Source organism: Streptomyces sp. NBC_00984 (genome assembly GCF_045162475.1).
Taxonomy (GTDB): Bacteria; Actinomycetota; Actinomycetes; order Streptomycetales; family Streptomycetaceae; genus Streptomyces.
Genome location: NZ_CP108734.1, coordinates 3,737,856 through 3,762,033 on the forward strand (window position 1 = coordinate 3,737,856; position 24,178 = coordinate 3,762,033).

The following is a 24,178-nucleotide window of genomic DNA, read 5'->3' on the forward strand; positions in this document are numbered from 1 at the left end:
CGGTCTTTGGCTTCTGTAGGAGAGTACGCGACCGAAGTCGCGCCGAGCAAATCCGTCCCGCTCGGGGCGGCCCGGGAGGTTCAGGACGCGCCCGAACCGGCTCCCTGCTGCTGCTTCAGCAGCTCGGCGAAGTCGACCGTGTCGGCGGCCGGGGGCTGCTCGACCGAGACCTTCGTTCCGTAGTCGCTGTAGTACACCGTCGAGTTGAGCTCGCCGGTCTTCATCTGGCCGCGCTCGGTCTTCTTGACCAGCAGATCGTTGTCGTCGACCCAGATGTCGACCGTCTCCGTGGTGATGCCGGCGTCGCTCAGCTGCTTCTTCAGCTGCTCCAGCTGGTCGGCGTCGAGCTCGGAATTCTTCGCGGTCAGAGCGGCGACGTCGACGGTGCCGGAGTAGTGCGTGGCGGAGACGCCCCGTACATCCTCCTTGCCGACCTTCTTCACGTCGCCGGAGGCCAGCAGCGACTTCACGCCCTGGTCGGGGGTGGTGTTCTGCATCTGCTGCTTCATGGCCTCGCCGGAGGCGCCCGCTATCTTGGCGAGGTCGGCGTAGCCGTAGCTGATCCAGTGCTTGCCGCCGGTCTGCTTCGCGAAGCCGTCGCCCATGTTGACGACGTAGCCGTCCTTGAAGTAGCGGGCCTGCATCGTGCCGGTGCCGCCGGTCTGCTTCATGGCGTCCGCCATGCTGCCGCCGGTGTAGGTGATCTCCATGGCGCCGGTGAGACCGTCGGTCCAGTCGATGGTGCCGCTCTGCTCCATGGACATGGTGGTGCCCATCTGGGTGGTGCCCTCGACCTTCGCCGAGCTCTCCCCACCGGTCTTCTTCTGTACGTCGAGCAGCGCGGCGATCGGGTCGGCCTTCACGACGCCGCCGCCGTTGTTGTCGCTCTTGCCGCCGTCCGATCCGCTGCAGGCCGCGACCGACGTCAGCGCCGCTGCCGCCGCCACCGACAGACACACGCGTCGCACGGTATTGGTCCTCATGTCCGCTTCCACCCCTCGTTCGGCTCTGTCGGGGCCTCACGCTAACGCACGGCTCGGACACAGCCCCCGGCAATACGGATACAAGGACGGGCCCCGCACCTCGAAAGGTTGCGGGGCCCGTCAATGTCACACGTGACGCGGCTTGCTGCCGAGCGCGAGGGCTCAGACGGCGGCCGGGTCCTCCTCGACGAGGAGGTTACGGGTGCGGTTGGCGTCCAGCGGGATGCCGGGGCCCATCGTGGTGGCCAGGGTGGCCTTCTTGATGTAGCGGCCCTTGGCGGCGGACGGCTTCAGACGGAGGATCTCCTCCAGCGCCGCTGCGTAGTTCTCCACCAGCTTGGTCTCGTCGAACGAGGTCTTGCCGATGATGAAGTGCAGGTTCGAGTGCTTGTCGACGCGGAACTCGATCTTGCCGCCCTTGATGTCGTTGACAGCCTTCACGACATCGGGGGTGACGGTGCCGGTCTTCGGGTTCGGCATCAGACCACGCGGACCGAGCACCCGGCCGAGGCGGCCGACCTTGCCCATGAGGTCCGGGGTCGCGACGACGGCGTCGAAGTCCAGACGACCCTTCGCCACCTCGTCGATGAGCTCGTCGGCGCCGACGATGTCGGCGCCCGCGGCTTCCGCGGCCGCAGCACGGTCACCGGTCGCGAAGACCAGGACCCGGGCGGTCTTGCCGGTGCCGTGCGGGAGGTTCACGGTGCCACGGACCATCTGGTCGGCCTTGCGCGGGTCGACACCCAGGCAGAACGCGACCTCGACGGTGCCGTCGAACTTGGTGGAGGCGGTGTCCTTGGCGAGACGGACGGCCTCGAGCGGCGCGTAGTTGCGCGACCGGTCGACCTTGGCGTCCGCAGCGCGGAGGTTCTTGCTGCGCTTCACTTCTACTCCTGTTGGTTTCAGGGTGTGGAGTCGTGGTGCGGGCCAGCGCTTGGCCCTACCACTGAGGATCTGAGGGGCTGAATCAGCCTTCGACCGTGATGCCCATGGAACGGGCGGTGCCAGCGATGATCTTCGACGCGGCGTCGAGGTCGTTGGCGTTCAGGTCGGGGAGCTTCGTCGTGGCGATCTCACGGACCTGGGCAGCCGTCAGCTTGGCGACCTTGGTCTTGTGCGGCTCGCCGGAGCCCTTCTCCACGCCCGCGGCCTTGAGGATCAGCTTCGCGGCCGGCGGAGTCTTGGTGACGAAGGTGAAGGAACGGTCTTCGTAGACCGTGATCTCCACCGGCACGACCATGCCGCGCTGCGACTCGGTCGCGGCGTTGTAGGCCTTGCAGAATTCCATGATGTTGACGCCGTGCTGGCCGAGCGCGGGGCCGACCGGCGGGGCCGGGTTGGCCGCACCAGCGTTGATCTGGAGCTTGATAAGCCCCGTGACCTTCTTCTTCTTGGGAGGCATTGCTCTCTCCGGGTCCTAGTGAGAGTGTTTCGCCGCCGTCCGATCATCCGGATGGAGGCATACCGCACAACGATAACGGGTATAGCTGCGCGACCAAAAACCGAGCAGGTCAGACGGGCTTCACAGCCGGTCTGACCTGCTCGGTAGGCATGTGTCCAGAAACTGGCGGGAAGCCGCTAGTTCTTCTGGATCTGGTCGAAGCTGAGCTCGACCGGGGTCTCGCGGCCGAAGATCTCGACGAGACCCTTGACCTTCTTCGAGTCGGCGTTGATCTCGTTGATCGTCGCCTGCAGCGTCGCGAACGGGCCGTCGGTGACGGTGACCGAGTCGCCCACCTCGAAGTCGAGCACCTGGACCTCGACCTTGCGGGCCGGAGCCGGCTTGCCCTCGGCCTCGGCGGCCTCGCGGGCGGCCTTCTCCTCGGCCTCCGGGGCGAGCATCTTGACGATCTCGTCCAGGGTCAGCGGGTACGGGTCGTAGGCGTTGCCCACGAAGCCGGTGACGCCGGGGGTGTTGCGGACGACGCCCCAGGACTCGTTCGTCAGGTCCATGCGCACCAGGACGTAGCCCGGGAGCTTGTTCTGGCGGACGTTCTTGCGCTCGCCGTTCTTGATCTGGACGATCTCTTCCTCGGGCACTTCGGCCTGGTAGATGAAGTCCTCGACGTTGAGCGAGACGGCGCGCTGCTCCAGGTTGGCCTTCACGCGCTTCTCGTAACCGGCGTACGTGTGGATGACGTACCACTCGCCGGGAAGGCCGCGCAGCTCGTCACGCAGGGCCGTGACGGCGTCGACGGGGGCGGCCGGCTCGGCCTCTTCCTCGTCGCTCTCGGAGTCGGCCTCGGCCTCTTCCTCGTCGTCCTCGTCGCTCTCGGAGTCGGCCTCCGCGGCCTCTTCCTCGTCCTCGACGTGCAGGGCGGCCTGCTCGGCGGGCTCACCCGCGGCGGCGTCGGCAGCTTCGGCCTGGTCCGGCTCCTCGGCGTCCGCCGCCTCGACGATGTCGAGCTCGTCCTCGGCGGACTCGAAGGCGCCCGCCGTCGGCTCGACGGCGTCGTTCAGGTTCGGGTCAGACACGGTGGCTGCTTCTTCCTGGATACAAATGGGTGGAACATGCGAAAGGGGCGCCCATGAGGCGCCCTCCGCGGGATCAGCCGAAGACGTACTTGATGACCCGCTGGAATCCGAAGTCAATCACGGTAACCAGACCGATCATGACGACGACGAAGACAATCACCACTGTGGTGTAAGTCGTCAGCTGACTGCGAGTCGGCCAGACGACCTTGCGCAACTCGGCGACGATCTGGCGGTAGAACAGCGCGAGACGGCCCAGAGGGCCCTTCTTTCCGCGCTTGCCGCCCTTCCGGGTCTTCTTCTTCGACTCGGGTACTTCATCCTCGGCATCAGGCATGTCGATGGAGCCCACGGCGTCCGTCACGCTTCTCACCTGATTCCGGGTCATGGCCGTGCCGCGCCCGGTGGAGCCGCACGGCGGTGCATTGAAGTACGTACATGCGCACACATCCTGGCGAAGGAGTGTGTAGCAGGGCCGGAGGGACTTGAACCCCCAACCGCTGGTTTTGGAGACCAGTGCTCTACCAATTGAGCTACGACCCTTTGTGGTTTCCACCAACCTACCGCATCTCCCCGGATGGTTCCGATGCGGAAACGGTGCGGCTGGTGAAGGCCAACGACAGGTGAGTGTACGTGTTCAGCGGCCCGGCGTCGAACAGATAGCTTCCGACCGCTCCTGGTCGCATCTTGTCCGCATGCTGTCCGGGTGGTGTCCGGTCCCTGAAACCCCTGCGCCGACAGGGATCACGGTCTGGGACCATGGGGGCCATGAGCGCTGCAACTTCCCCCTCCGAGCGCCGGGTCTCCGCCCGCATCGGTGCGATCTCCGAATCCGCCACCCTCGCCGTCGACGCCAAGGCCAAGGCCCTCAAGGCCGCCGGCCGTCCGGTGATCGGCTTCGGTGCCGGTGAGCCCGACTTCCCGACCCCCGGCTACATCGTCGACGCCGCGGTCGAGGCCTGCCGCACCCCGAAGTACCACCGCTACACCCCGGCAGGAGGGCTCCCGGAGCTCAAGGCCGCCATCGCCGAGAAGACGCTGCGCGACTCCGGCTACGCGGTCGACACCTCGCAGATCCTGGTGACCAACGGTGGCAAGCAGGCCATCTACGAGGCGTTCGCCGCGATCCTCGACCCGGGCGACGAGGTCATCGTCCCCGCTCCGTACTGGACCACCTACCCCGAGTCGATCCGGCTGGCCGGCGGCGTCCCGGTGGAGGTCGTGGCCGACGAGACCACCGGCTACCGGGTCTCCGTCGAGCAGCTGGAGGCGGCGCGCACCGAGCGCACGAAGGTCGTCCTGTTCGTCTCGCCGTCGAACCCCACCGGCGCCGTGTACAGCGAGGCCGACGCCGAGGCGATCGGCCGCTGGGCCGTCGAGCACGGCCTGTGGGTGCTGACCGACGAGATCTACGAGCACCTGGTCTACGGCGACGCGAAGTTCACCTCGCTGCCCGCGATCGTGCCCGAGCTGCGCGACAAGTGCATCGTGGTCAACGGTGTCGCCAAGACGTACGCGATGACCGGCTGGCGGGTGGGCTGGATCGTCGGCCCCAAGGACGTCGTCAAGGCCGCGACCAACCTCCAGTCGCACGCCACGTCCAACGTCTCCAACGTGGCCCAGGTCGCCGCGCTGGCCGCCGTCTCCGGAAACCTGGACGCGGTCGCCGAGATGCGTACCGCCTTCGACCGGCGCCGGCAGACCATCGTCCGGATGCTCAACGAGATCGACGGGGTGCTGTGCCCGGAGCCCGAGGGCGCGTTCTACGCGTACCCCTCGGTGAAGGAGCTGCTCGGCAAGGAGATCCGCGGAAAGCGTCCGGCCACCTCTGTGGAGCTGGCGGCGCTGATCCTGGACGAGGCCGAGGTCGCGGTCGTACCGGGCGAGGCCTTCGGTACGCCGGGCTACCTGCGGCTCTCGTACGCCCTGGGCGACGACGACCTCGTCGAGGGCGTCTCGCGGCTCCAGAAGCTGCTGGCCGAGGCCAAGGCGTAGCGCGTCCCGCACGTTCGGTGGCGACCCCCGGCTCCGGCCGGGGGTCGCTTCTCTGTTCGGGCGTCAACTCGATGGGGAAAGCGGCTACCGCTCGACCCCACGTGTGCGGCAGGATCTTGGGATGGAGCGTGATGTACGGCTGTTGCCCAAGGCCCACCTGCACCTGCATTTCACCGGGTCGATGCGGCCGACGACCCTGCTCGAACTCGCCAACAAGTACGGCGTGCATCTGCCGGATGCCCTGACCGGCGGCGAGCCGCCGAAACTGCGGGCCACGGACGAGCGCGGGTGGTTCCGCTTCCAGCGGCTCTACGACATCGCCCGGTCCTGCCTCAGGGCCCCCGAGGACATTCAGCGGCTGGTGCGCGAGGCGGCCCAGGAGGATGTCGCGGACGGCTCCGGCTGGCTGGAGATCCAGGTCGACCCCACCTCGTACGCCCCGCTGCTCGGCGGGCTGATCCCGGCGATCGAGATCATCCTGGACGCGGTGGACAGCGCGTCGCGCGAGACGGGTCTGCCGATCCGGGTGGTGATCGCGGCCAACCGGATGAAGCATCCGCTGGACGCCCGCACCCTCGCCCGGCTCGCGGTGCGGTACGCGGACCGGGGTGTGGTCGGGTTCGGGCTCTCCAACGACGAGCGCCGCGGGATGGCCCGGGACTTCGACCGGGCCTTCGCCATTGCCCGCGAGGGCGGTCTGCTGGCGGCGCCGCACGGCGGTGAGCTGTCCGGCCCCGCCAGTGTGCGGGACTGCCTGGACGATCTCGACGCGGCCCGGATCGGGCACGGCGTACGGGCTGCCGAGGACCCGCGGCTGCTGCGCAGACTGGCGGAGCGCGGAGTGACCTGCGAGGTCTGCCCGGCGTCGAACGTGGCGCTGGGCGTCTACGAGAAGCCCGCCGATGTCCCCCTGCGCAAACTGTTCGAGGCCGGGGTGCCGATGGCGCTGGGCGCGGACGATCCGCTGGTCTTCGGTTCCCGGCTGGCCGCGCAGTACGACCTCGTGCGACGCCATCACGCGTTCACGGACGAGGAGCTCGCGGAGCTGGCCCGCCAGTCGGTACGGGGCTCCGCCGCGCCCGCCCCGGTACGGGCGGAGCTCCTGGCGGGCGTCGACGACTGGCTGGCGAAGCCCGCGGGATAGGACCGGTCCGGCCCCGGGGACTCAGACCCCGACGCCCCGCATCAGCACGCTCGCCAGGGACGCGGCGAACACGTCGAGGGACTGCGGCGGCGCACCGCCCACTGTGGCCTCGTAGGCGAACGCCCGCTGCACGCAGGCCCCCAGCAGCAGCGACGCGGCCGCGTAGGTGTCCGCGTCGGCCCGCACCCGGCCGGCCGCCTGCTCGGAGCGGAGGTAGGCGTCCAGGCCGCGGATGGGCATGTGCGGGCCGGTGCCGAGTTCTCTCATCGCCTCGTTGTGGCGTTCCTTGAGCCTGGGCTCGGCGTACAGCGAGGCGGCGATCGGGAAGCTCTGCTCGTAGAAGAGTGCCGCCTGGCGGGCGATCTCGGTGAGGTTCTGCTCGACGGTGCGCTCCCCCGATCCCGGGGAGGCGATGAGCCGTTTCAGCAGCGGGTTGAGCCTGGGCAGCCGTTCCTTGAGCACGGCCACGAACAGCTCTTCCTTGCTCGCGAAGTGCTTGTAGAGCGCGGCCTCGGAGCAGCCCGCGGCTCTGGCGATCTCCTTGGTGGTGGCGCGGGCCAGGCCGATGGTGAGCATCAGCTGGTGGGCGGCGTCGATGATGCGGACGCGGGCCGGCTTCTGCTCCATGTGCACTCCAGCGAAGCTTGACGAGTTGGTGAGTATCCACTCACTCTATGGGTGAGTGAGTACTTACCCGCCCTGGGAGGGTGCGCAATGAGGATCACGGTGTTCGGCGCGACGGGCGGCGTCGGTCAGGAGATCGTCCGCCAGGCGGTGGCGGCGGGCCACGAGGTGACGGCGGTGGTCCGTGACCCGGCGCGGCTGCCCGTCCCGCTCTCCGACGTACAGGTCCACACGGCCGCGCGCATGGACGAGCCGGAGGAGCTGCGCGAGGCGGTCGCGGGCCGGGACGCGGTGCTCTCCGCGCTCGGTTCTCGCGGCCGGAAGGCGGACGGGGTCGCCGAGCGGCTCACCGGGGCGGTCCTGGCGGCGATGGAGGCCGAGGGGGCGCGGCGGCTGCTGGTGGTCAGCGCGGCCCCGGTCGGCCCCCGGCCGGCCGACGACCCGCTGCTGGACCGGCTGGTCCGCAAGGGGGTCGGGGCGATCCTCAAGGAGGTCTACGCGGACCTGACGCGGATGGAGGCCGCGCTGGCCCGGAGTGCGACGGACTGGACGTCCGTACGGCCGCCGAAGCTCACCAACGGGCCGCTGACGGGGACGTACCGCACGGCCGTCGGCAGCACTCCGCGCAGCGGCCGGACCATCTCGCGCGCCGATGTGGCGCACGCGATGCTGGCGCTGGTCGACGATCCGGCGTCGGTGAAGCAGGGCGTGGGCGTGGCGTACTGAGCGGCGCGGCCGCTACAGGCTCACGCCGACCGTCACGGGTTCGTTGACGAGCGTGACGCCGAATGCCTCGCGGACTCCGGAGACGACCTCGCGGGCGAGCGCGAGGAGGTCCTCGGTGGTCGCCTCGCCACGGTTGGTGAGGGCGAGGGTGTGCTTGGTGGAGATACGGGCCGGCCCGGTGCCGTATCCCTTGGTGAATCCGGCCTTGTCGATGAGCCAGGCCGCCGAGGTCTTGATGCGTCCCCCGTCCGCGGGGAAGGCGGGGGGCGTCACCTCGGGGCCGAGCCGGTCCTTGGCGCGGGCGAGGAACGCCTCGTACTCCGCCTCCTCCAGGATCGGGTTGGTGAAGAAGGAGCCCGCCGACCAGGAGTCGTGGTCCTCCGGGTCCAGCACCATGCCCTTGCCGGCGCGGAGCCCGAGCACCGTTTCCCGGGCGGCCGCCGCGGGCACGCGCTCGCCCTGTTCGACGCCCATGGCGCGGGCCGTCTCGGCGTACCGCAGTGGCGCGGACAGGCCGCCCGCGTCCTCCAGCTCGAAGCGGACACGCAGCACCACGAAACGGTCGGGTTCGGCCTTGAAACGGCTGTGCCGGTACGAGAACGCGCAGTCGGCGTTCGGGATGGTGACCGTTTCCCGCGTGTACCGGTCGTAGGCGACGACCTCCGTGATGGTGGAGGAGACCTCCTGGCCGTACGCGCCGACGTTCTGGATCGGGGTCGCACCTGCGGAGCCCGGGATTCCGGCCAGGCACTCGATGCCCGCGAGACCGGCTTCGACGGTGCGGGCCACGGCGTCCGTCCAGATCTCACCGGCGGCGAGTTCCAGTGCCGTGCCGTTCAGTGCGAAGCCCTCGGTCGCGATGCGCAGGGCGGTGCCTTCGAAGCCCTTGTCGCCGATGACCAGATTGCTGCCGCCGCCGATGACGAGGAGCGGGGTGCCGCTCCCGTCGGCCTCGCGCACGGCTTCGATCACCTCGGCGTCGGTCGTCGCCGTGAGGAGGCGGGCGGCGGGGCCGCCCAGCCGGAAGGTGGTCAGGGGGGCGAGGGGGGCGTCATGGAGTTCCTGCACGGGGACAAGGGTACGGTCCGTGCCCCCGCCGCTCGGGCGGGGCCACGGACCGTGCGCGCGGAAGCGCGGCTCAGAGCCTGTCGGGTGACCTCCGACCGGGCGGACGCGGTCACCCGACAGGCTCTCAGGCGGCGACGGCGGCACGCTTCTCGACCACCGCGGACTCCGGGGCCGAGGTGCCGCGGCGGCCCGGGATCAGCAGGGCGGCAAGGGCGGCCAGAGCCACCGCCGAGGCACCGATCCACACCGCCGGAACGGTCCCGTCCGTGAAGGATCGGGCGGACTCGTAACCGCCCTGCGAGGAGAAGACCGTGGCGAGCACGGCGACCCCGAGGGCTCCGCCGACCTCGCGCAGGGCGTTGTTGGCACCGGAGGCGATGCCCTGCTCCGCGGGGCGGACGCTGGACATCACGAGACTGGCCGCGGGTGCGAAGTACAGGGCCATGCCGGCCCCGCCGACGATCAGGCCGGGCAGCTGCGAGACGTACGAGGCGTCGGGCGCGATGATCGCCGCGAAGAATGCGAGGCCGACCGCCTGGAGGACGAGTCCGGCCACGACCACCGGACGGCCGCCGAACCGGTCGGCGAGCATCCCCGCAACGGGCGCGACCAGCATCGGCATTCCGGTCCAGGGCAGCATCCGCAGGCCGGCCTCGGTGGGCGAGTAGCCCAGCACGCCCTGGAAGTACTGGCTGAGCAGGAAGATCGAACCGAACATGCCCAGGAACATCAGCATGCTCGCCATGTTGATCCCGAAGAACGCGCGGTCACGGAAGAGCCGCATGGGCAGCATGGGGCGCTTCGCGCGGAACCCGTGGTGGATGAAGCCGGCTATGAGCGCCCCACCCACGATCAGCGCGCCGAGGACGGTGGGGCTGGTCCAGCCGTCGGAGTTGGCGTTGACCAGGCCGTAGACGATGCCGAACAGTCCGCCGCTGACCAGGAGCGTGCCGGGGATGTCGAGCCGTGCGTCCGGCGCGTACGACTCCGTCAGGCGCAGCCGTGCCAGCGGCAGCAGGGCCAGACCCACCGGGACGTTCAGCCAGAAGATCCACTGCCAGGACAGGTGCTCGGTGAGGCTGCCGCCGATCAGGGGCCCGCTGGCCACGGCCAGTCCGGTGACCGCGCTGAAGATGCCGAGCGCGGCGCCGCGGCGGGCGGGCGGCACGGCGGCCGTGAGCAGGGTGAGCGTCAGCGGCATCATGATCGCGGCGCCCACGCCCTGGACCGCCCGGAAGGCGATCAGTTCGTTGATCCCCGGCGAGAGGGCGGCCGCGGCGGAGGCGCCGGTGAAGACGGTGAGCCCGGCGAGGAAGAGCCGGCGGCGGCCGAACCTGTCGCCGAGGGCCGCCCCGAGCATCAGCAGGACGGCGAAGGTGAGGGTGTAGGCGTTCACCGTCCATTCCAGCTCGGCGAGCTCGCCGCCGAGGCTCTTGCGGATGGAGGGCAGGGCCGTGGTGACCACGAGGTTGTCGAGGGCCGCCATGAATCCGGCGACGCTGGTGATGACAAGGGCCCAGACCGCTCCCGAGCGGCCTGCTGTGTGCTGGTTCACTGCTCCCCCTGGGGGTTAGTTATCAATGACTAACTTCTCTGGGCAGAAAACCGGGCGGAACCCGGGTCGCACTGTTCAGGCGATCGGCCTGGCCGCGTCGTAGAACCCCGACCAGACCCGGTGCTCGGCCGGGAAGCCGAGCGAGGCCAGTGTGTTGATGAGCATTCCGTACGCGAAGAACGTCGTCGTCTCCTCGACGTCGGCGCCGAGAGCGAGGTGGACGTCGCCCCACATCTCGACCCAGGCGGCGCGCACCGTCTCTCCGAACTCGTGATCCCCCGCGGCCCTGGCACTCGCCACGGCCGCGTACGTCTGCATCTGCATCTGGAGCTTTTCGGGGTCGTCGACGATGAGCCGCTGGTACGCGGCGGCCATCGCCGTCACCGCCGCGTCGCCCTTGAGCCCCTCCGCGGCCTCGGCGAAGACCTTGCGGGTGTCCGCGAAGCACCGCTCGACGGCCGCGAGGAACATGGCCTGCTTGTTGGGGAAAAGACGGAAGAGGTACGGCTGCGAGACACCGACGCGCTTGGCGATCACCTCGGTGGAGGTGGCGCTGTAGCCACCGCGGGCGAACTCGATGATCGCCGCACGGATGACGCTCTCACGCCGCTCTTCTGCACTCATCCTTGCCATGCGAGAAAGTTAGTACTCAATCACTAACTTAGTCAACCGGTCCGCCCCACGAGCAAGGGCACGGCCCCGTGGACCGTGCCCTTACTTGCGTCGCGTTACATGCGTCGCGCGGTGCGGCCTCAGCCGAGCCGCACCACCGCGCGGGACATGCCCAGCACCTTCTTGCCCTCGCTCATGGCCGTCAGATCCACCCGCACCTGCTTGTCGTCCAGCAGGGCGGCGACCTTGGCGCTGACCTCGATCAGGGCGCCGTCGTCGTCGTTCGGCACGACGACCGGCTTGGTGAACCGCACCCCGTACTCGACGACCGCGCCCGGGTCGCCGGCCCAGTCCGTGACCACCCGGATCGCCTCGGCCATGGTGAACATGCCGTGCGCGATCACATCCGGCAGTCCGACCTCGCGGGCGAACTTCTCGTTCCAGTGGATCGGGTTGAAGTCGCCGGAAGCGCCCGCGTACTGCACCAGCGTCGCCCGGGTCACCGGGAAGGACTGCGTCGGCAGCTCCGTACCGACCTCGACCGACTCGTATGCGACCTTCGCCGTCATCACGCCTCCTCGGCGGCGCGCGCCACCAGCTTCGTCCACGCGGTCACCACATGCTCACCGGACTCGTCGTGGACCTCGCCACGGATGTCCAGGATGTCGTTGCCCGCCAAGGACTTGATGCCCTCGATGGTCGAGGTGACCGTCAGCCGGTCCCCCGCCCGGACGGGGCGCACATAGGCGAACTTCTGGTCGCCGTGCACCACCCGGCTGTAGTCCAGGCCCAGCTGCGGATCCTGCACCACCTGCCCGGCGGCCTTGAAGGTGATCGAGAACACGAAGGTCGGCGGGGCGATCACATCGCTGTGGCCGAACGCCTTGGCGGCCTCGGGGTCGACGTACACCGGATTCGTGTCGCCCACCGCCTCGGCGAACTCGCGGATCTTCTCCCGGCCGACCTCGTACGGCGGGGTGGGCGGATAGGTCCGCCCCACGAAGGACTGGTCGAGCGCCATGAGCTCGCTACCTCCTGATGAAAGATGAACAGGCCGAAGAACAGCCTTCATACAACGACACGAGGCCGCCCCCAATGGGGACGGCCTCGTGTACGAGCCTGTTTCAGCGCGTTTCGCGGTGCGCAGTGTGCGAGTTGCAGCGCGGGCAGTGCTTCTTCATCTCAAGACGGTCCGGGTTGTTACGCCGGTTCTTCTTGGTGATGTAGTTCCGCTCCTTGCACTCCACGCAGGCCAGCGTGATCTTCGGGCGGACGTCGGTGGCAGCCACGTGAGTGCTCCTTGGACGGACGGATGGACGGATGAACGCAAAAAAGAGTAGCCGATCGAAGGACCGACCCCACAATCGGCTACCGTAAGTAGCGGTGACCGGACTTGAACCGGTGACACAGCGATTATGAGCCGCTTGCTCTACCGACTGAGCTACACCGCTTTGATGACGAGTCCCCCCGCCGAAGCGGGGTTTCCCGATCACCAGAGCCCCAATGCGGAATCGAACCGCAGACCTTCTCCTTACCATGGAGACGCTCTACCGACTGAGCTATTGGGGCGAGCGATGAAGACATTACACGGCTGTCGCCGATCGCCCAAATCCGTTTCGAAGGCCCATCCGGCGGCCTTGATCGACACCCCGCCGATCCCGTGATCGACAGCCCTGGAGACCGTCCGCCGGCCGCCTGAGCAGCGCCTCGGCCTCCCCGCGAGGCACCCTCCGCCGCAATCGTGCACCCGCGCCCCACGCATCCCCAGGGCCACACCGGTACGACTATTTCGCTCCTCCTCGAACCCGGCCGAACACGCCCCTAGGCTCGATTCACTCTGCGTGATCTTGTCCCCATTTCCCAGGAGCGCGATGCCCGACAGCCAGCCGTGGCAGCCGGACGACCACGCCGCCGACGCGGCCGATGCGTCCAGCAGCCCCGACACCGTCACCTCGGCCGGGGCCGGCCTGGTGCTCTGCGGCGCCCGTCTCACCGACGGCCGCGTCGTGGACGTACGGCTCGGCGGCGGCCGCATCGAGGCCGTCGGCACCGCGGGCAGCCTGACCGCACCCGGCCCCCGGATGGACCTGCGCGGCTATCTGCTGCTCCCCGCCCCCGCCGAACCCCACGCCCACAGCGACACCGCGCTCACCGCCGACGGCACGGGTCCCGGCACCCCGGGACCGGTGTCGCACCGCCCGGAGGACATCCGGCGCCGCACCATCGAGGCCGCCCTGCTGCAGCTCGGCCACGGCGCCACGGCGCTGCGCTCGCACGTGCGGATCGGGGACGTCCAGGGCCTCGCCTCGCTCGAAGCCGTATTGCAGGCACGCCGTTCGCTGAGCGGACTGGCCGACCTGACCCCCGTCGCCGTGCCCCGGCTGCTCACCGGCGTCGCGGGCGCCGACAACCTGGCCATGCTGCGCGACGCGGTGAAGATGGGGGTCGGTGCGGTCGGCGGCTGCCCGGACCTCGATCCGGACCCGGCGGGGTACGCGGAAGCCGTCCTGGAGGTCGCCGCCGAACAGGGCTGCCCCGTCGATCTGCACACCGACGGCGACGATCCGGCCCGGCTCGGCCGGCTGGCCGCCATGGCCGGCGGGCTGCGGCCCGGCGTCTCCCTCGGCCCGTGCGCCGGCCTCTCCCTGCTCCCCCCGCAGGCCGCCGCCCGCGCCGCCGACCAGCTGGCCGCGGCCGGGGTGACGGTGATCTGCCTCCCGCAGGGCGGCTGCTGCGGCACGGAGGGCCGGGGCACCGCGCCCGTGCGGCTGCTGCGGGCGGCCGGGGTGCGGGTCGCGGCGGGCAGCGGGGCGCTGCGGGACATCGCGAACCCCGTGGGCCGCGGCGATCCGCTGGAGGCCGCCTATCTGCTGGCCTCGCAGCACGGGCTGCCGGCCACGGAGGCGTACGAGGCGGTGTCCTCGGTGGCCAGGGCGGCGACGGGGCTGCCCGGCGTCAGGGTCGAGGCGGGCTTCCCGGCCGAGCTGCTCGCCGTGCGCGGGGAGCAGCTCCCGGGCGCGCTCTCGCTCGCCTACAGCCGGATCGTGGTGCATCGCGGGCGGGTGGTGGCGCGGACGAGCGCGGTGCGCGAGTACGGCGACTCCGAGACCGTCGTCGCCCTCGGCCTGCCCCACCAGGAGAGACCGGATTCCGGTACCTGCGGCGGGCCCTGAGCGCGGCGGGCCGTCGCGGCGTACGGTCGTGACCATGCGCATTGTCATCGCAGGTGGACATGGTCAGATCGCACTGCGGCTGGAGCGGCTGCTCGCCGCGCGCGGGGACGAAGCCGTGGGCGTGATCCGCAATCCGGACCAGGGCGAGGACCTCCGGGCGGCGGGTGCCGAGCCGGTCGTCCTGGATCTCGAATCCGCCTCCGTGGAGGAGGTGGCGCAGGTGCTGCGCGGCGCCGACGCGGCGGTCTTCGCGGCCGGTGCGGGCCCGGACAGCGGCTCGGCACGCAAGGAGACGGTGGATCGCGGGGCGGCGGTGCTGTTCGCGGACGCGGCGGAACGGGCGGGCGTACGGCGCTACGTCGTGGTCTCTTCGATGGGCGCCGACCCCGACCACCCGGGCGACGAGGTCTTCGACGCGTATCTGCGGGCCAAGGGCGCGGCGGACGCGTACGTGCGCTCCAGGGCCGCGCTCGACTGGACGATCCTGCGCCCCGGCATGCTGACGAACGACGCGGGCAAGGGGACGGTCCTGCTGACCGCGTCGACCGGTCGCGGGCCGGTGCCGCGCGACGACGTGGCGGCGGCGCTGCTGGAGCTGCTGGAGACCCCGGCGACGGCGGGGCTGACGCTGGAGCTCATCTCGGGGAACGTGCCGGTGGCGGTCGCGGTCAAGGACATCGCGGGGAACTGACCGGGCGGGCCGGGGCGGCCGTCCGGCGCCGCGGGGCGTCGGACCCGGCCGCGCGGGCTTCCCGGGCGACAGCCTCTCAGGCGCCCGGTGCCGGGCGGACGGCGATGCCGTGGCGCTCCAGCAGCGCGGCGGTGACGCCGTCGCCCTCGCGGAGCTCGCCCGTGAACGTACCGTCATAGACCGTTCCGCGCCCGCAGGAAGGGCTGCGCGCCATCAGCAGCGCCTCGGTGCACCCGGTCCGGCGCGCGGCCTCCAGCGCCCTTTCCGCGCCGTCCACGAACTCCTCCGTCACGTCGTGCCCGGTGTCGTCGACAACGCGGGCGCGGCCGTCCAGCACGTCGTGGCCGTCGCCGCCGGTGATCTCGGCGGGGCGGCGCGGGGTGGGCAGTCCGGCGGAGACCTCGGGACAGAAGGCCACGGGGCGTCGGTCGCCGATGGCCGCGGTCACCGCGGCGGAGGCCTTGCCGCGGCCGTCGAAGCGGCAGGGCACGCCCTGCAGACAGGCGCTGACCAGTACGGATTCCATGTTCACGGCCCTTTCGCGGTCGTACGGTCTCGCGGCCTCGCAGCAGCAAACAAAGAAGGCCCCTGTCTGAGACAGGGGCCTTACCATGTGGCGGCGCCAGGGTTCGAACCTGGGTAGGCTGAGCCGGCAGATTTACAGTCTGCTCCCTTTGGCCACTCGGGCACACCGCCAGGGATTGCTGCCGTGAGAACCGCTTTTCGGCGGTGCTCCGTGGCAACGACGTAAACGATACCCGATGCCCAGGGGTGCTTCGCCACCCGATTGATCAGCGGCCCGCTCGGGCGCGGGTGGCCAAGGGCTGTCCCGTAATCCCTGATGGATCAGCGTGCGGCGTCGGATGCGGTGCGCCGCAAAGGCGGAGGGATGCCCGAATACTGGATGTATCCGGGCGTTCCGACAACGCGGCGAGGTGCCGTAGCTGATGCCGCACGCCCGCCGGGGATTACGGGACAGCCCTTAGGCTTTGATCGGCGACGCGGGGCCGGCAGGCCCGCCGCCGCCCGTATGCACCCCGTTTCCGAACCCCCTATACAAGGAGCCACACGTCATGGCCGACTCCAGTTTCGACATCGTCTCGAAGGTCGAGCGGCAGGAGGTCGACAACGCCCTCAACCAGGCCGCCAAGGAAATCTCGCAGCGTTACGACTTCAAGGGCACCGGCGCCTCGATCTCCTGGTCCGGCGAGAAGATCCTGATGGAGGCGAACGGCGAGGAGCGGGTCAAGGCGATCCTCGACATCTTCCAGTCCAAGCTGATCAAGCGCGGCATCTCGCTGAAGTCGCTGGACGCGGGCGAGCCGCAACTGTCCGGCAAGGAGTACAAGATCTTCGCCACGATCGAGGAGGGCATCTCCCAGGAGAACGCCAAGAAGGTGGCGAAGGTCATTCGCGACGAGGGCCCGAAGGGCGTCAAGGCGCAGGTCCAGGGCGATGAGCTGCGGGTCAGCTCGAAGAGCCGGGACGATCTGCAGGCCGTGCAGGCGCTGCTGAAGGGCCAGGACTTCGACTTCGCCGTGCAGTTCGTGAACTACCGGTAGGTTTCGCCCCTTCGGTGTGCGGAGCGGGACGCTCCGCTCCGCACCCGGGGCGCGATGTCCGAAAACCGCCGGTCACGCCGGAGCGAGGAACGCAGACTTGTCCATGTCGGGCGACGATCCAGTCGAATCCCGGCATGACGTGCAGGAAAGGGACGAGTCATGACCATGTACGCAACGGTCGACAGCCCGCTGGGTGAACTGCTGCTGGTCGGCGAGGAGACCACCGGCGGGGTGGCGCTCGCCTCGCTCTCGCTGCCCGGCCAGAAGGGCGCCGCGGTCGTCCAGGACGGGTGGATCCACGCCCCGGAGGCCTTCGCGGGGATCGCCGCTCAGCTGCGGGAGTACTTCGCGGGGCGGCTGACCCGCTTCGACATCGTGTACGCGGACGGCGTGGGCACCGACTTCCAGCGCCGGGTGTGGGCCGCCCTGGACACCGTCCCGTACGGGGAGACCGTGTCCTACGGGCAGATCGCCGAACGCGTCGGCACCCCGGGCGCGGGGGTACGCGCCGTGGGGACGGCGATCGGGCGCAATCCGCTGCTGGTCGTGCGGCCGTGCCATCGGGTGATCGGCGCGGACGGGGCGCTGCGGGGTTACGCGGGCGGCGTGGAGCGCAAGGAGCGGCTCCTGGGGCTGGAAGGCGCCCTGGCGGTGCGTTGAGATGTCCGGACTCTTCCCGAGGCCTCGTACCGTCGTCGCGCCGGGAGCCGTGCATGTGCCGGAGTGGCTGTCGCCGGAGCGCCGGCGGGAGCTGGTGGCGGCCTGCCGGGAATGGGCGCGCGGGCCCGTGCCCCTGCGGCACACGGTCCTGCCGGGCGGCGGGGTGATGTCCGTGCAGACGGTCTGCGTGGGGTGGCACTGGCAGCCGTACCGGTATTCGCGCACGGCCGACGATGTGAACGGCGCGCGGGTGGCCGAATTCCCCGACTGGCTGGCGGCGTTGGGGCGCGAGGCGCTGACCGCGGCGTACGGGGACGAGAGTCCGGTACGGACGTACGCGCCGGACACCGCGCTCATCAACTTCTACGACGGGGCGGCGCGGATGGGCATGCACCAGGACAAGGAGGAGCGGTCCGGCGCTCCGGTGGTGTCGCTCAGCATCGGCGACACCTGCGTCTTCCGCTTCGGCAACACGGAGAACCGCGGAAAGCCCTACACGGACGTGGAGTTGGCCTCGGGCGATCTGTTCGTGTTCGGCGGGCCGTCACGTTTCGCGTTCCACGGCGTGCCGAAGGTCTGCCCCGGGACCGCCGATCCCGCGACGGGGATGAGCCGCGGCCGGCTCAATGTGACCCTGCGCGAGACCGGATTGGGCGCCTTCGGCACGGACGGGCGTCAGCGGCGTTCGCGGGAGTTCCCGAACAGCAGCCGGTAGAGGATCAGCAGGACCAGCGAACCGCCGATGGCGGCGATCCAAGTGGCCGTGTCGAAGAAGTCGTTGTCGATGGGGCGGTCGAGGAAGCGCGACGATATCCAGCCGCCGAGGAAGGCGCCGACGACGCCTATGAGGGTGGTGCCGACCAGGCCGCCCGGGTCGCGGCCCGGTAGCAGGACCTTGGCGATGACTCCGGCCACCAGTCCGAGAATGATCCATCCGATAATGCTCATGCGTGCGAACCTACCCGTCACTCGTTTCTGAAATCCAAGACGCCCGTGCCTGTGACGTGGTTGCCTGCGCGCTCCATGAGCGGGCGGCGCCCCGGCCGCCCATGGGTCAGGTGCGGGCGCTGAACTCCGGCCAGGGCGCCGGATCGGCCGTTTCGTCCTCGGACTCCTCGGAGTACCACGCGGTGCCGTCCAGCCAGCCGCCGAGCCGCCGGGCGAGGTCGGGCTGGTCCGCGTACCAGGTGTGCCCCGGCCCATCGGCGTCCGGCAGGAGGAGGTGCCTCTCCCGGCGCGAGGCGGTGCGGGCGGTCTTCTCCGCGGCTGCGAGCAACTGCTCGGTGTCGTTCATGCGTTCATGGTGAATGACGGCACTGACAGTGGGCGGGACCGCGGGGCTACGGGCTGTCCGCCTGCGCTCCTCGTCACTCCACGGGCCCGTTCCGGTTACTGCTGTCCGTGACCGGGGCTGATACTGACCATGCAGAGCGACGACGGGCAAAACCCTCGGAAGGCGAGTGACCATGAAGCTCATACAGCTGATCCTGAACATCCTGTGGGTGGTGCTCTGCGGGTTCTGGATGGCCCTCGGCTACCTCGTCGCCGCGATCATCTGCTTCGTGCTGATCGTGACGATCCCGTTCGGCATCGCGTCCCTGAGGATCGCCGGATACGTGCTGTGGCCGTTCGGGCGGACGACCGTGGAGCGGCCCGACGCGGGTGCGCCGTCCTGCGTCGGCAATGTGATCTGGCTCGTCTTCGCCGGGTGGTGGCTCGCGCTGGGGCACCTGATCACCAGCATCCCGCTGTTCGTGTCGATCATCGGTATCCCCTTCGGCTGGGCGAACCTGAAGATGATCCCCATCTCGCTGATGCCGCTGGGCCGCGAGGTGGTCCCGAGCGACGAGGCCTTCGGCGCCCGCTGATCGCTCCGAGCGGCCCCGGACTTCTCGTCCGGGGCCGCTCGCGTGAGCTGGTGCGGCGATGGAGTCCCGACAGCCTCTCAGAGGCTGTCGGGTGACCTCGGATCGGAAAAGCGGACGCGGTCTGGTGCGTGCGATTCCAAGGCGAAGGAGGGAGGCGACGCGGAGCGTCGTCGACCGACGACAACGCGGGAAGCGTGCGTGCCAGGGCGTGGCCGCCCGGTCCGAGGTCACCCGACAGCCTCTCAGGGGCGGGGGCCCGCCATCTGCTCCAGCCGGGCGATGCGCTCCGCCATGGGCGGATGCGTCGAGAAGAGTTTGGACATGCCCTGGCCGGGGCGGAACGGATTCGCGATCATCATGTGGCTCGCGGTCTCGATCCTCGGCTCCGAGGGGAGCGGGAGCTGTTTCGTTCCTGCGTCGAGCTTGCGCAGGGCACTGGCCAGGGCCAGCGGGTCGCCGGTCAGCTGGGCACCGGAGGCGTCCGCCTCGTACTCACGGGAGCGGCTGACAGCCAGCTGGATGACGGACGCCGCGATGGGGCCTAGGATCATGATCATCAGCATCCCGAGGATCCCGGGTCCGTCGTCGTCGTTGGACCGGCCCACCGGGATCAGCCAGGCGAAGTTGACCAGGAACATGACGACGGAGGCGAGCGCTCCGGCGACGGACGAGATCAGGATGTCGCGGTTGTAGACATGGCTCAGCTCGTGTCCCAGTACGCCGCGCAGCTCCCGCTCGTCCAGGATCTGCAGGATGCCTTCGGTGCAGCAGACCGCGGCGTTGCGCGGATTGCGCCCGGTGGCGAAGGCGTTGGGGGCCTGCGTCGGGGAGATGTAGAGCCGGGGCATGGGCTGGCGGGCGGCGGTGGAGAGCTCGCGGACCATGCGGTAGAGCTGTGGTGCCTCGAACTCGCTGACGGGGCGGGCCCGCATGGCCCTGAGCGCCAGCTTGTCGCTGTTCCAGTACGCGTAGGCGTTGGTGCCGACGGCTACGAGGAGCGCGACGATCAGGCCCGTACGTCCGAAGAAGCTTCCGATGACGATGATGAGTGCGGACAGTCCCCCGAGGAGTACGGCGGTTCTCAGCCCGTTGTGCCGGCGGTGCACGGTACGCCCTCCAAATGGTGCGGCAGGGGAACCCTCTGCTTGGTGGTCTCCACTCCCCCAGTGGAGCCTCCCGTACAGGTCAACGCGAGGCGAGAGGAGCTAGTTCCCTTGTGCGCGCCGCCGCAGGGCAGGGCCTGTCCGGCACTTGCGGGCCGGATCAGGCTCTGGGCCGTACGGGTCAGTGGCTGTGCGCGTACCGGTCCGGTGCCCGGTGGCTCAGCGCTGGGCGGGGAGGCCGGCGACCGCGAGGGCCTCGGGGTCCGGCTTGATCTCGCTGGTGCAGTGGGCGCAGCGGGAGGCGATGGCCGGGATCTCGGTGTAGCAGCGGGGGCAGTCGCGCAGGGCCGCCTTGATGTCGACCTTCTCCGTCTTGGCGAAACGGTTCTGGACCTTCGCCATGGGAACCACGACGCCGAAGTAGAGGACCGCGGCGGTGATCAGGAACGCGATGGCGGCGGCCAGGAACTTCCCGTACGGGAAGATCGCGCCCTCGACCGAGAACTCCGCCGAGCTGAAGTCTCCGACGGAACCGGTGGCGAGGCCGATCAGTGGGGTGATGAAGGCCGTGCTGAAGCCGGTGACGACCGCGGTGAACGCTGCTCCGACGGCCAGCCCGATGGCCATGGAGATGACGTTTCCGCGCAGGATGAAGTCCTTGAACCCGTTCAGCACTGCTCTTGCTCCTCTGAAATGCGTATGTGTGGGGGGTGTGCGGGCAAGACCTTGCCCTGTACGGGCCGTCCCGGGCAAACCGATCTTCGGTATGTCAGAAGAGATTGACGGCGGCGAACCTGAGGACTGTCTGCGGAGCGCCTGAGAGCACCACACCGGCCACGGCGGTGAGCGTGATCGCGACAGTGAGGGAGGCCGGGGCTCCGTGCCTGGTGGGGGCGGGTGCGGAGCCGTCCGCCGGGGTCTCGTCGCGGGCCGCCGCCGGGGCTCCTTCCGCAGCCTCCTCCGGGGCGCGGAAGAGCGTCGCGGTCCACTGCAGGTAGTAGTAGAGCGCGATCACGACGTTGACGGCCATGACGACGGCGAGCCAGCCGAGTCCGGCGTCGACGGCCGCGGAGAAGACCGTGACCTTGGCGAAGAGGCCGATGATGCCGGGCGGCAGGCCCGCCAGGCAGAGCAGGAAGAAGGCCATCGCCAGGGCGGCGAGGGGGCGGGTGGCGTACAGGCCGCGGTAGTCGGTGATCCGGTTGCCGGGGCTGGTACGGGCGACCAGGGCGGCGACCGCGAAGGCCCCGAGGTTCACGACGGCGTACATGAGGGCGTACGCGACGGTGGAGCCGATGTGCTCGTCGCTGGAGTACGCGGCGGCGGCGATCGGCACCAGCAGGTAGCCGGCCTGGGCGACGGACGACCAGGCGAGCAGGCGCACGGCGCTGCGTGCCCGGCCGGCGTTCTGGCGCAGGGCGGCGACGTTGCCGATCGTCATGGTGAGCGCGGCGATGACGGCGAGGGCCGGTCCCCAGACATCGGCGTACGCCGGGAACGCGACCACGGTGACGAGGATGAGGCCGGAGAAGCCGACCGCCTTGCCGACGACCGAGAGGTAGGCGGCGATCGGCAGGGGGGCGCCGATGTACGTGTCGGGAACCCAGAAGTGGAAGGGCGCGGCGGCCGTCTTGAACGCGAAGCCGACCAGGGTGAGGGCGACGCCCGCCTTGGCGAGGGTGTCGAGCTGACCGGGTACGTCGTCGAGCCGGGCGGCGATCTCGGTGAGGTGCAGGGTGCCGGTGGTCGCGTACACGAAGCTGACGCCGAGCAGCATGACGGCGGTCGCGACGACGGAGGAGAGGAAGAACTTCAGGGCGGCCTCGGAGGACCGCCGGTCGCCGCGCTTGATGCCGACGAGCGCGAAGGCGGGCAGCGAGGCGACTTCGAGGGCGACGACGAGGGTGGCGAGATCGCGGGCGGCGGGCAGCAGTGCGGCGCCGGACGCGGAGGACAGCAGCAGGAACCAGAACTCGCCGGCGGGGAGCTTGCGGGTGTCGCCGAGCGAGAGCAGGGCGGTGAGCAGGGCGCCGCCGAGCACGAGGGCCTGGATGACCAGGGCGAAGTGGTCGGCGGTGTAGCTGCAGGCGTCGGCGGAGCCGGATCCGGTGGCCGCCGCGTTGAGGCAGAAGGTGGAGCGGTCGCCGTCGCGCAGCGGGACGAGGAGGGCCAGGGCGGCGACGAGCCCGGTGATGGTCAGCGCGCCGAGGAGCGGTTTGCGGCGCTCGGGCAGGAAGAGGTCGGTGACCAGGACGATCAGCGCCATGGCCGCGACGACGACCGGGGGTGCGATCGCGAGCCAGTCGACGGACTGGATGAGGCTGGTGGTGCTCTCGGCCGCGGTGGTGACGAGGTCCGGGGTGACGACGGCTGTGGTCACGACTTGCCTCCTGCGAGGAGCTTCTGCACGGCCGGGTCGGTGAGGCCGAGGAGGACGGCGGGCCACAGACCGGCGAGGACGGTGAGCGCGACGAGCGGGGTCCAGGCGGCGAATTCGTACGTCTGGACATCGGCGAGCTGCGGCTCTTCGCGCTTCTCACCCATGCAGACCCGGCGTACGACCATGAGCATGTACGCGGCGGTGAGCAGGGTGCCGAACGCGGCGATCGACATGAAGGTGAGGAAGGCGGGCCGGCTGAGGCCGTCGGCGGGGTCGAAGGAGCCGAACAGGGCGAGCATCTCGCCCCAGAATCCGGCGAGGCCCGGCAGGCCGAGGGAGGCGACGGCGGCGAAGGCGAGGAGGCCGCCGAGGCGGGGTGCCCGGCCGTAGAGCGCGGCTCCGGTGGCCCCGGAGAGGGTGTCGAGGTCGGCGGTGCCGTACCTGTCCTTGACCGCGCCGACGAGGAAGAACAGCAGGCCCGTGATGAGGCCGTGGGCGATGTTGGCGAAGAGCGCGCCGTTGACTCCGGTGGGCGTCATGCTCGCGATGCCGAGGAGCACGAAGCCCATGTGTCCGACGGAGGAGTACGCGATCAGGCGCTTGAGGTCGCCCTTGGAGCCGGGGCGGACCAGCGCCAGGCAGGCCAGCGATCCGTAGATGATGCCGACGACCGCGAAGGCGGCGAGGTAGGGCGCGAAGGTGTGCATCCCGTCGGGGGCGATGGGGAGCAGGATCCGGACGAATCCGTACGTGCCCATCTTCAGCAGGACACCCGCGAGGAGGACCGAGCCGACGGTCGGGGCGGCGGTGTGGGCGTCCGGCAGCCAGCTGTGCAGCGGCCACATCGGGGTCTTCACGGCGAGCCCGATGCCGATCGCCAGAACGGCGATGACCTGCACGGACGAGGTGAGCCCACGGCCGTTGTCAGTGGCGAGTGCCACCATGTCGAAGGTGCCGCTCTTCAGTCCGATGAGGAGCAGGCCCAGCAGCATGACGACCGAGCCGAGCAGTGTGTAGAGGATGAATTTCCAGGCGGCGGCCTGCCTCTGCGCACCGCCCCAGCGGGCGATGAGGAAGTACATCGGGATGAGCACCATCTCGAACGCCAGAAAGAACAACAGCAGGTCGAGGACGGCGAAGGTCGCGAGGGTGCCGGACTCCAGGACGAGCAGGAGAGCGACGAAGGCCTTCGGGGAGGGGCCCGCGGGCAGCTTGAAGTAGCTGTAGAGCGCGCAGAGGAAGGTCAGCAGCGCGGTCAGTACGAGAAGGGGGAGCGAGATGCCGTCGATGCCGAGATGGATGCGGACGTCGAGCGCCGGGATCCAGCTGATGTCGGTGGTGGCCTGCATCTTCGACGGGTGGTCGTGGTCGAAGCCCGCGGCGAGGACGATCGCGGCGACGAGGATCGCGCCGGTGACGGTCACGCCGTGGCGGAGCACGGCCTGGTCGGGGCCGGTTCCCTTCAGTCCCGGCGGGGCCGGCAGCAGGGCGGCCACGGCGCCGACGAGCGGGACGACGACGATGAACGCGAGAAGGAACTGCATCACGGATTCACTGATATC

28 protein-coding genes and 4 tRNA genes are annotated in these 24,178 nt (G+C 69.8%); 9 read left to right on the forward strand and 23 right to left on the reverse strand.

Features of this window, described 5'->3' with window-relative positions; genetic code table 11:
- Positions 1–80: 80 nt before the first annotated feature.
- From OG520_RS16265 to OG520_RS16290, 6 genes are all read right to left on the reverse strand, one after another.
- Positions 81–983 carry a hypothetical protein gene (locus OG520_RS16265; RefSeq protein WP_399327139.1) on the reverse strand — a complete coding sequence of 301 codons (903 nt, stop codon included), beginning with the start codon at positions 981–983 and terminating at the stop codon, positions 81–83.
- 162 nt (positions 984–1,145) lie between these two features.
- Entirely contained in the window at positions 1,146–1,868 is a 723-nt protein-coding gene (rplA, locus tag OG520_RS16270; RefSeq protein WP_266415520.1) for a 50S ribosomal protein L1, read from the reverse strand.
- A gap of 82 nt (positions 1,869–1,950) precedes the next feature.
- Complete coding sequence (gene rplK, locus OG520_RS16275) at positions 1,951–2,385, reverse strand: 50S ribosomal protein L11 (RefSeq protein WP_006126872.1); 435 nt, start codon at positions 2,383–2,385, stop codon at positions 1,951–1,953.
- Between the two features lie 176 nt (positions 2,386–2,561).
- Positions 2,562–3,458 (reverse strand): transcription termination/antitermination protein NusG, encoded by an 897-nt coding sequence (gene nusG / locus OG520_RS16280; protein ID WP_399327136.1) that lies wholly within the window; start codon positions 3,456–3,458, stop codon positions 2,562–2,564.
- 73 nt (positions 3,459–3,531) lie between these two features.
- Positions 3,532–3,819: a preprotein translocase subunit SecE gene (secE, locus tag OG520_RS16285; RefSeq protein WP_093540775.1), complete on the reverse strand. Its 288-nt coding sequence runs from the start codon at positions 3,817–3,819 to the stop codon at positions 3,532–3,534.
- 106 nt (positions 3,820–3,925) lie between these two features.
- Positions 3,926–3,998, reverse strand: a tRNA-Trp gene (locus OG520_RS16290).
- 225 nt (positions 3,999–4,223) lie between these two features.
- Here OG520_RS16290 and OG520_RS16295 point away from each other — a divergent pair.
- Complete coding sequence (locus OG520_RS16295; RefSeq protein ID WP_406013634.1) at positions 4,224–5,450, forward strand: pyridoxal phosphate-dependent aminotransferase; 1,227 nt, start codon at positions 4,224–4,226, stop codon at positions 5,448–5,450.
- Between the two features lie 121 nt (positions 5,451–5,571).
- The gene (locus OG520_RS16300) at positions 5,572–6,594 is read left to right on the forward strand and encodes an adenosine deaminase (protein ID WP_406013635.1); all 1,023 of its coding nucleotides are present in this window, start codon (positions 5,572–5,574) and stop codon (positions 6,592–6,594) included.
- A 21-nt stretch (positions 6,595–6,615) separates the two neighbouring features.
- Here OG520_RS16300 and OG520_RS16305 read toward each other — a convergent pair whose 3' ends face one another.
- Positions 6,616–7,221 (reverse strand): TetR/AcrR family transcriptional regulator, encoded by a 606-nt coding sequence (locus OG520_RS16305; protein WP_399327128.1) that lies wholly within the window; start codon positions 7,219–7,221, stop codon positions 6,616–6,618.
- An 87-nt stretch (positions 7,222–7,308) separates the two neighbouring features.
- Between OG520_RS16305 and OG520_RS16310 the strand changes: the two genes are divergently transcribed.
- Complete coding sequence (locus OG520_RS16310; RefSeq protein WP_406013636.1) at positions 7,309–7,944, forward strand: NAD(P)-dependent oxidoreductase; 636 nt, start codon at positions 7,309–7,311, stop codon at positions 7,942–7,944.
- Positions 7,945–7,956: 12 nt separating this feature from the next.
- Here OG520_RS16310 and OG520_RS16315 read toward each other — a convergent pair whose 3' ends face one another.
- The 8 genes from OG520_RS16315 to OG520_RS16350 all read right to left on the reverse strand — a co-directional run bounded on the left by OG520_RS16315 (position 7,957) and on the right by OG520_RS16350 (position 12,748).
- Positions 7,957–9,012, reverse strand: coding sequence for a UDP-N-acetylmuramate dehydrogenase (locus OG520_RS16315; protein ID WP_399327123.1), 1,056 nt, complete (start codon positions 9,010–9,012; stop codon positions 7,957–7,959).
- Positions 9,013–9,136: 124 nt separating this feature from the next.
- Positions 9,137–10,567, reverse strand: a complete 1,431-nt coding sequence (locus tag OG520_RS16320; protein WP_406013637.1) for an MFS transporter — start codon at positions 10,565–10,567, stop codon at positions 9,137–9,139.
- A gap of 75 nt (positions 10,568–10,642) precedes the next feature.
- On the reverse strand, positions 10,643–11,191 hold the full coding sequence (locus tag OG520_RS16325; RefSeq protein ID WP_399327119.1) for a TetR/AcrR family transcriptional regulator: 549 nt from the start codon (positions 11,189–11,191) through the stop codon (positions 10,643–10,645).
- Between the two features lie 128 nt (positions 11,192–11,319).
- The gene (locus OG520_RS16330; RefSeq protein WP_406013638.1) at positions 11,320–11,748 is read right to left on the reverse strand and encodes a MaoC family dehydratase; all 429 of its coding nucleotides are present in this window, start codon (positions 11,746–11,748) and stop codon (positions 11,320–11,322) included.
- A complete protein-coding gene (locus OG520_RS16335; RefSeq protein ID WP_389973457.1) occupies positions 11,748–12,200 on the reverse strand; it encodes a MaoC family dehydratase N-terminal domain-containing protein in 453 nt (150 codons plus the stop codon). The genes OG520_RS16330 and OG520_RS16335 overlap by 1 nt, the downstream gene beginning before the upstream one ends.
- A 103-nt stretch (positions 12,201–12,303) precedes the next feature.
- Complete coding sequence (rpmG, locus tag OG520_RS16340; RefSeq protein ID WP_003956487.1) at positions 12,304–12,468, reverse strand: 50S ribosomal protein L33; 165 nt, start codon at positions 12,466–12,468, stop codon at positions 12,304–12,306.
- An 89-nt stretch (positions 12,469–12,557) separates the two neighbouring features.
- Positions 12,558–12,630: transfer RNA gene (locus tag OG520_RS16345), tRNA-Met, on the reverse strand.
- 45 nt (positions 12,631–12,675) lie between these two features.
- A tRNA-Thr gene (locus tag OG520_RS16350) sits at positions 12,676–12,748 on the reverse strand.
- Positions 12,749–13,050: 302 nt separating this feature from the next.
- On the opposite strand from OG520_RS16350, the gene OG520_RS16355 reads away from it, so the two are divergent.
- Both OG520_RS16355 and OG520_RS16360 read left to right on the forward strand, forming a co-directional pair.
- Positions 13,051–14,352 carry an amidohydrolase family protein gene (locus OG520_RS16355; RefSeq protein WP_406013639.1) on the forward strand — a complete coding sequence of 434 codons (1,302 nt, stop codon included), beginning with the start codon at positions 13,051–13,053 and terminating at the stop codon, positions 14,350–14,352.
- A gap of 34 nt (positions 14,353–14,386) precedes the next feature.
- A complete protein-coding gene (locus OG520_RS16360; RefSeq protein ID WP_266415542.1) occupies positions 14,387–15,043 on the forward strand; it encodes an SDR family oxidoreductase in 657 nt (218 codons plus the stop codon).
- Positions 15,044–15,119: 76 nt separating this feature from the next.
- On the opposite strand, the gene OG520_RS16365 is transcribed toward OG520_RS16360, so the two are convergent.
- Complete coding sequence (locus OG520_RS16365) at positions 15,120–15,569, reverse strand: DUF523 domain-containing protein (protein WP_266415545.1); 450 nt, start codon at positions 15,567–15,569, stop codon at positions 15,120–15,122.
- 88 nt (positions 15,570–15,657) lie between these two features.
- A tRNA-Tyr gene (locus OG520_RS16370) sits at positions 15,658–15,739 on the reverse strand.
- A 377-nt stretch (positions 15,740–16,116) separates the two neighbouring features.
- On the opposite strand from OG520_RS16370, the gene OG520_RS16375 reads away from it, so the two are divergent.
- From OG520_RS16375 to OG520_RS16385, 3 genes are all read left to right on the forward strand, one after another.
- Complete coding sequence (locus tag OG520_RS16375) at positions 16,117–16,605, forward strand: YajQ family cyclic di-GMP-binding protein (RefSeq protein WP_399327114.1); 489 nt, start codon at positions 16,117–16,119, stop codon at positions 16,603–16,605.
- A 159-nt stretch (positions 16,606–16,764) separates the two neighbouring features.
- Positions 16,765–17,265, forward strand: coding sequence for a methylated-DNA--[protein]-cysteine S-methyltransferase (locus tag OG520_RS16380; RefSeq protein ID WP_406013640.1), 501 nt, complete (start codon positions 16,765–16,767; stop codon positions 17,263–17,265).
- A 1-nt stretch (position 17,266) separates the two neighbouring features.
- Entirely contained in the window at positions 17,267–17,980 is a 714-nt protein-coding gene (locus OG520_RS16385) for an alpha-ketoglutarate-dependent dioxygenase AlkB family protein (RefSeq protein ID WP_399327110.1), read from the forward strand.
- On the opposite strand, the gene OG520_RS16390 is transcribed toward OG520_RS16385, so the two are convergent.
- Positions 17,941–18,213 (reverse strand): GlsB/YeaQ/YmgE family stress response membrane protein, encoded by a 273-nt coding sequence (locus OG520_RS16390; RefSeq protein WP_406013641.1) that lies wholly within the window; start codon positions 18,211–18,213, stop codon positions 17,941–17,943. The genes OG520_RS16385 and OG520_RS16390 overlap by 40 nt on opposite strands.
- A 106-nt stretch (positions 18,214–18,319) precedes the next feature.
- On the reverse strand, positions 18,320–18,559 hold the full coding sequence (locus OG520_RS16395) for a hypothetical protein (protein ID WP_399327106.1): 240 nt from the start codon (positions 18,557–18,559) through the stop codon (positions 18,320–18,322).
- A 172-nt stretch (positions 18,560–18,731) separates the two neighbouring features.
- Here OG520_RS16395 and OG520_RS16400 point away from each other — a divergent pair, with 172 nt between their 5' ends.
- Entirely contained in the window at positions 18,732–19,133 is a 402-nt protein-coding gene (locus OG520_RS16400; RefSeq protein WP_266415560.1) for a YccF domain-containing protein, read from the forward strand.
- 242 nt (positions 19,134–19,375) lie between these two features.
- Here the strand turns inward: OG520_RS16400 and htpX are convergent, their stop codons facing one another.
- The 4 genes from htpX to OG520_RS16420 form a co-directional block, all read right to left on the reverse strand.
- Positions 19,376–20,239: a zinc metalloprotease HtpX gene (gene htpX / locus OG520_RS16405; protein WP_406013642.1), complete on the reverse strand. Its 864-nt coding sequence runs from the start codon at positions 20,237–20,239 to the stop codon at positions 19,376–19,378.
- Positions 20,240–20,455: 216 nt separating this feature from the next.
- Positions 20,456–20,911, reverse strand: coding sequence for an MscL family protein (locus OG520_RS16410; protein ID WP_399327104.1), 456 nt, complete (start codon positions 20,909–20,911; stop codon positions 20,456–20,458).
- Positions 20,912–21,005: 94 nt separating this feature from the next.
- Positions 21,006–22,616: an NADH-quinone oxidoreductase subunit N gene (locus OG520_RS16415; RefSeq protein ID WP_399327102.1), complete on the reverse strand. Its 1,611-nt coding sequence runs from the start codon at positions 22,614–22,616 to the stop codon at positions 21,006–21,008.
- A complete protein-coding gene (locus OG520_RS16420; RefSeq protein WP_399327769.1) occupies positions 22,613–24,160 on the reverse strand; it encodes a NuoM family protein in 1,548 nt (515 codons plus the stop codon). The genes OG520_RS16415 and OG520_RS16420 overlap by 4 nt, the downstream gene beginning before the upstream one ends.
- Positions 24,161–24,178: the final 18 nt, after the last annotated feature.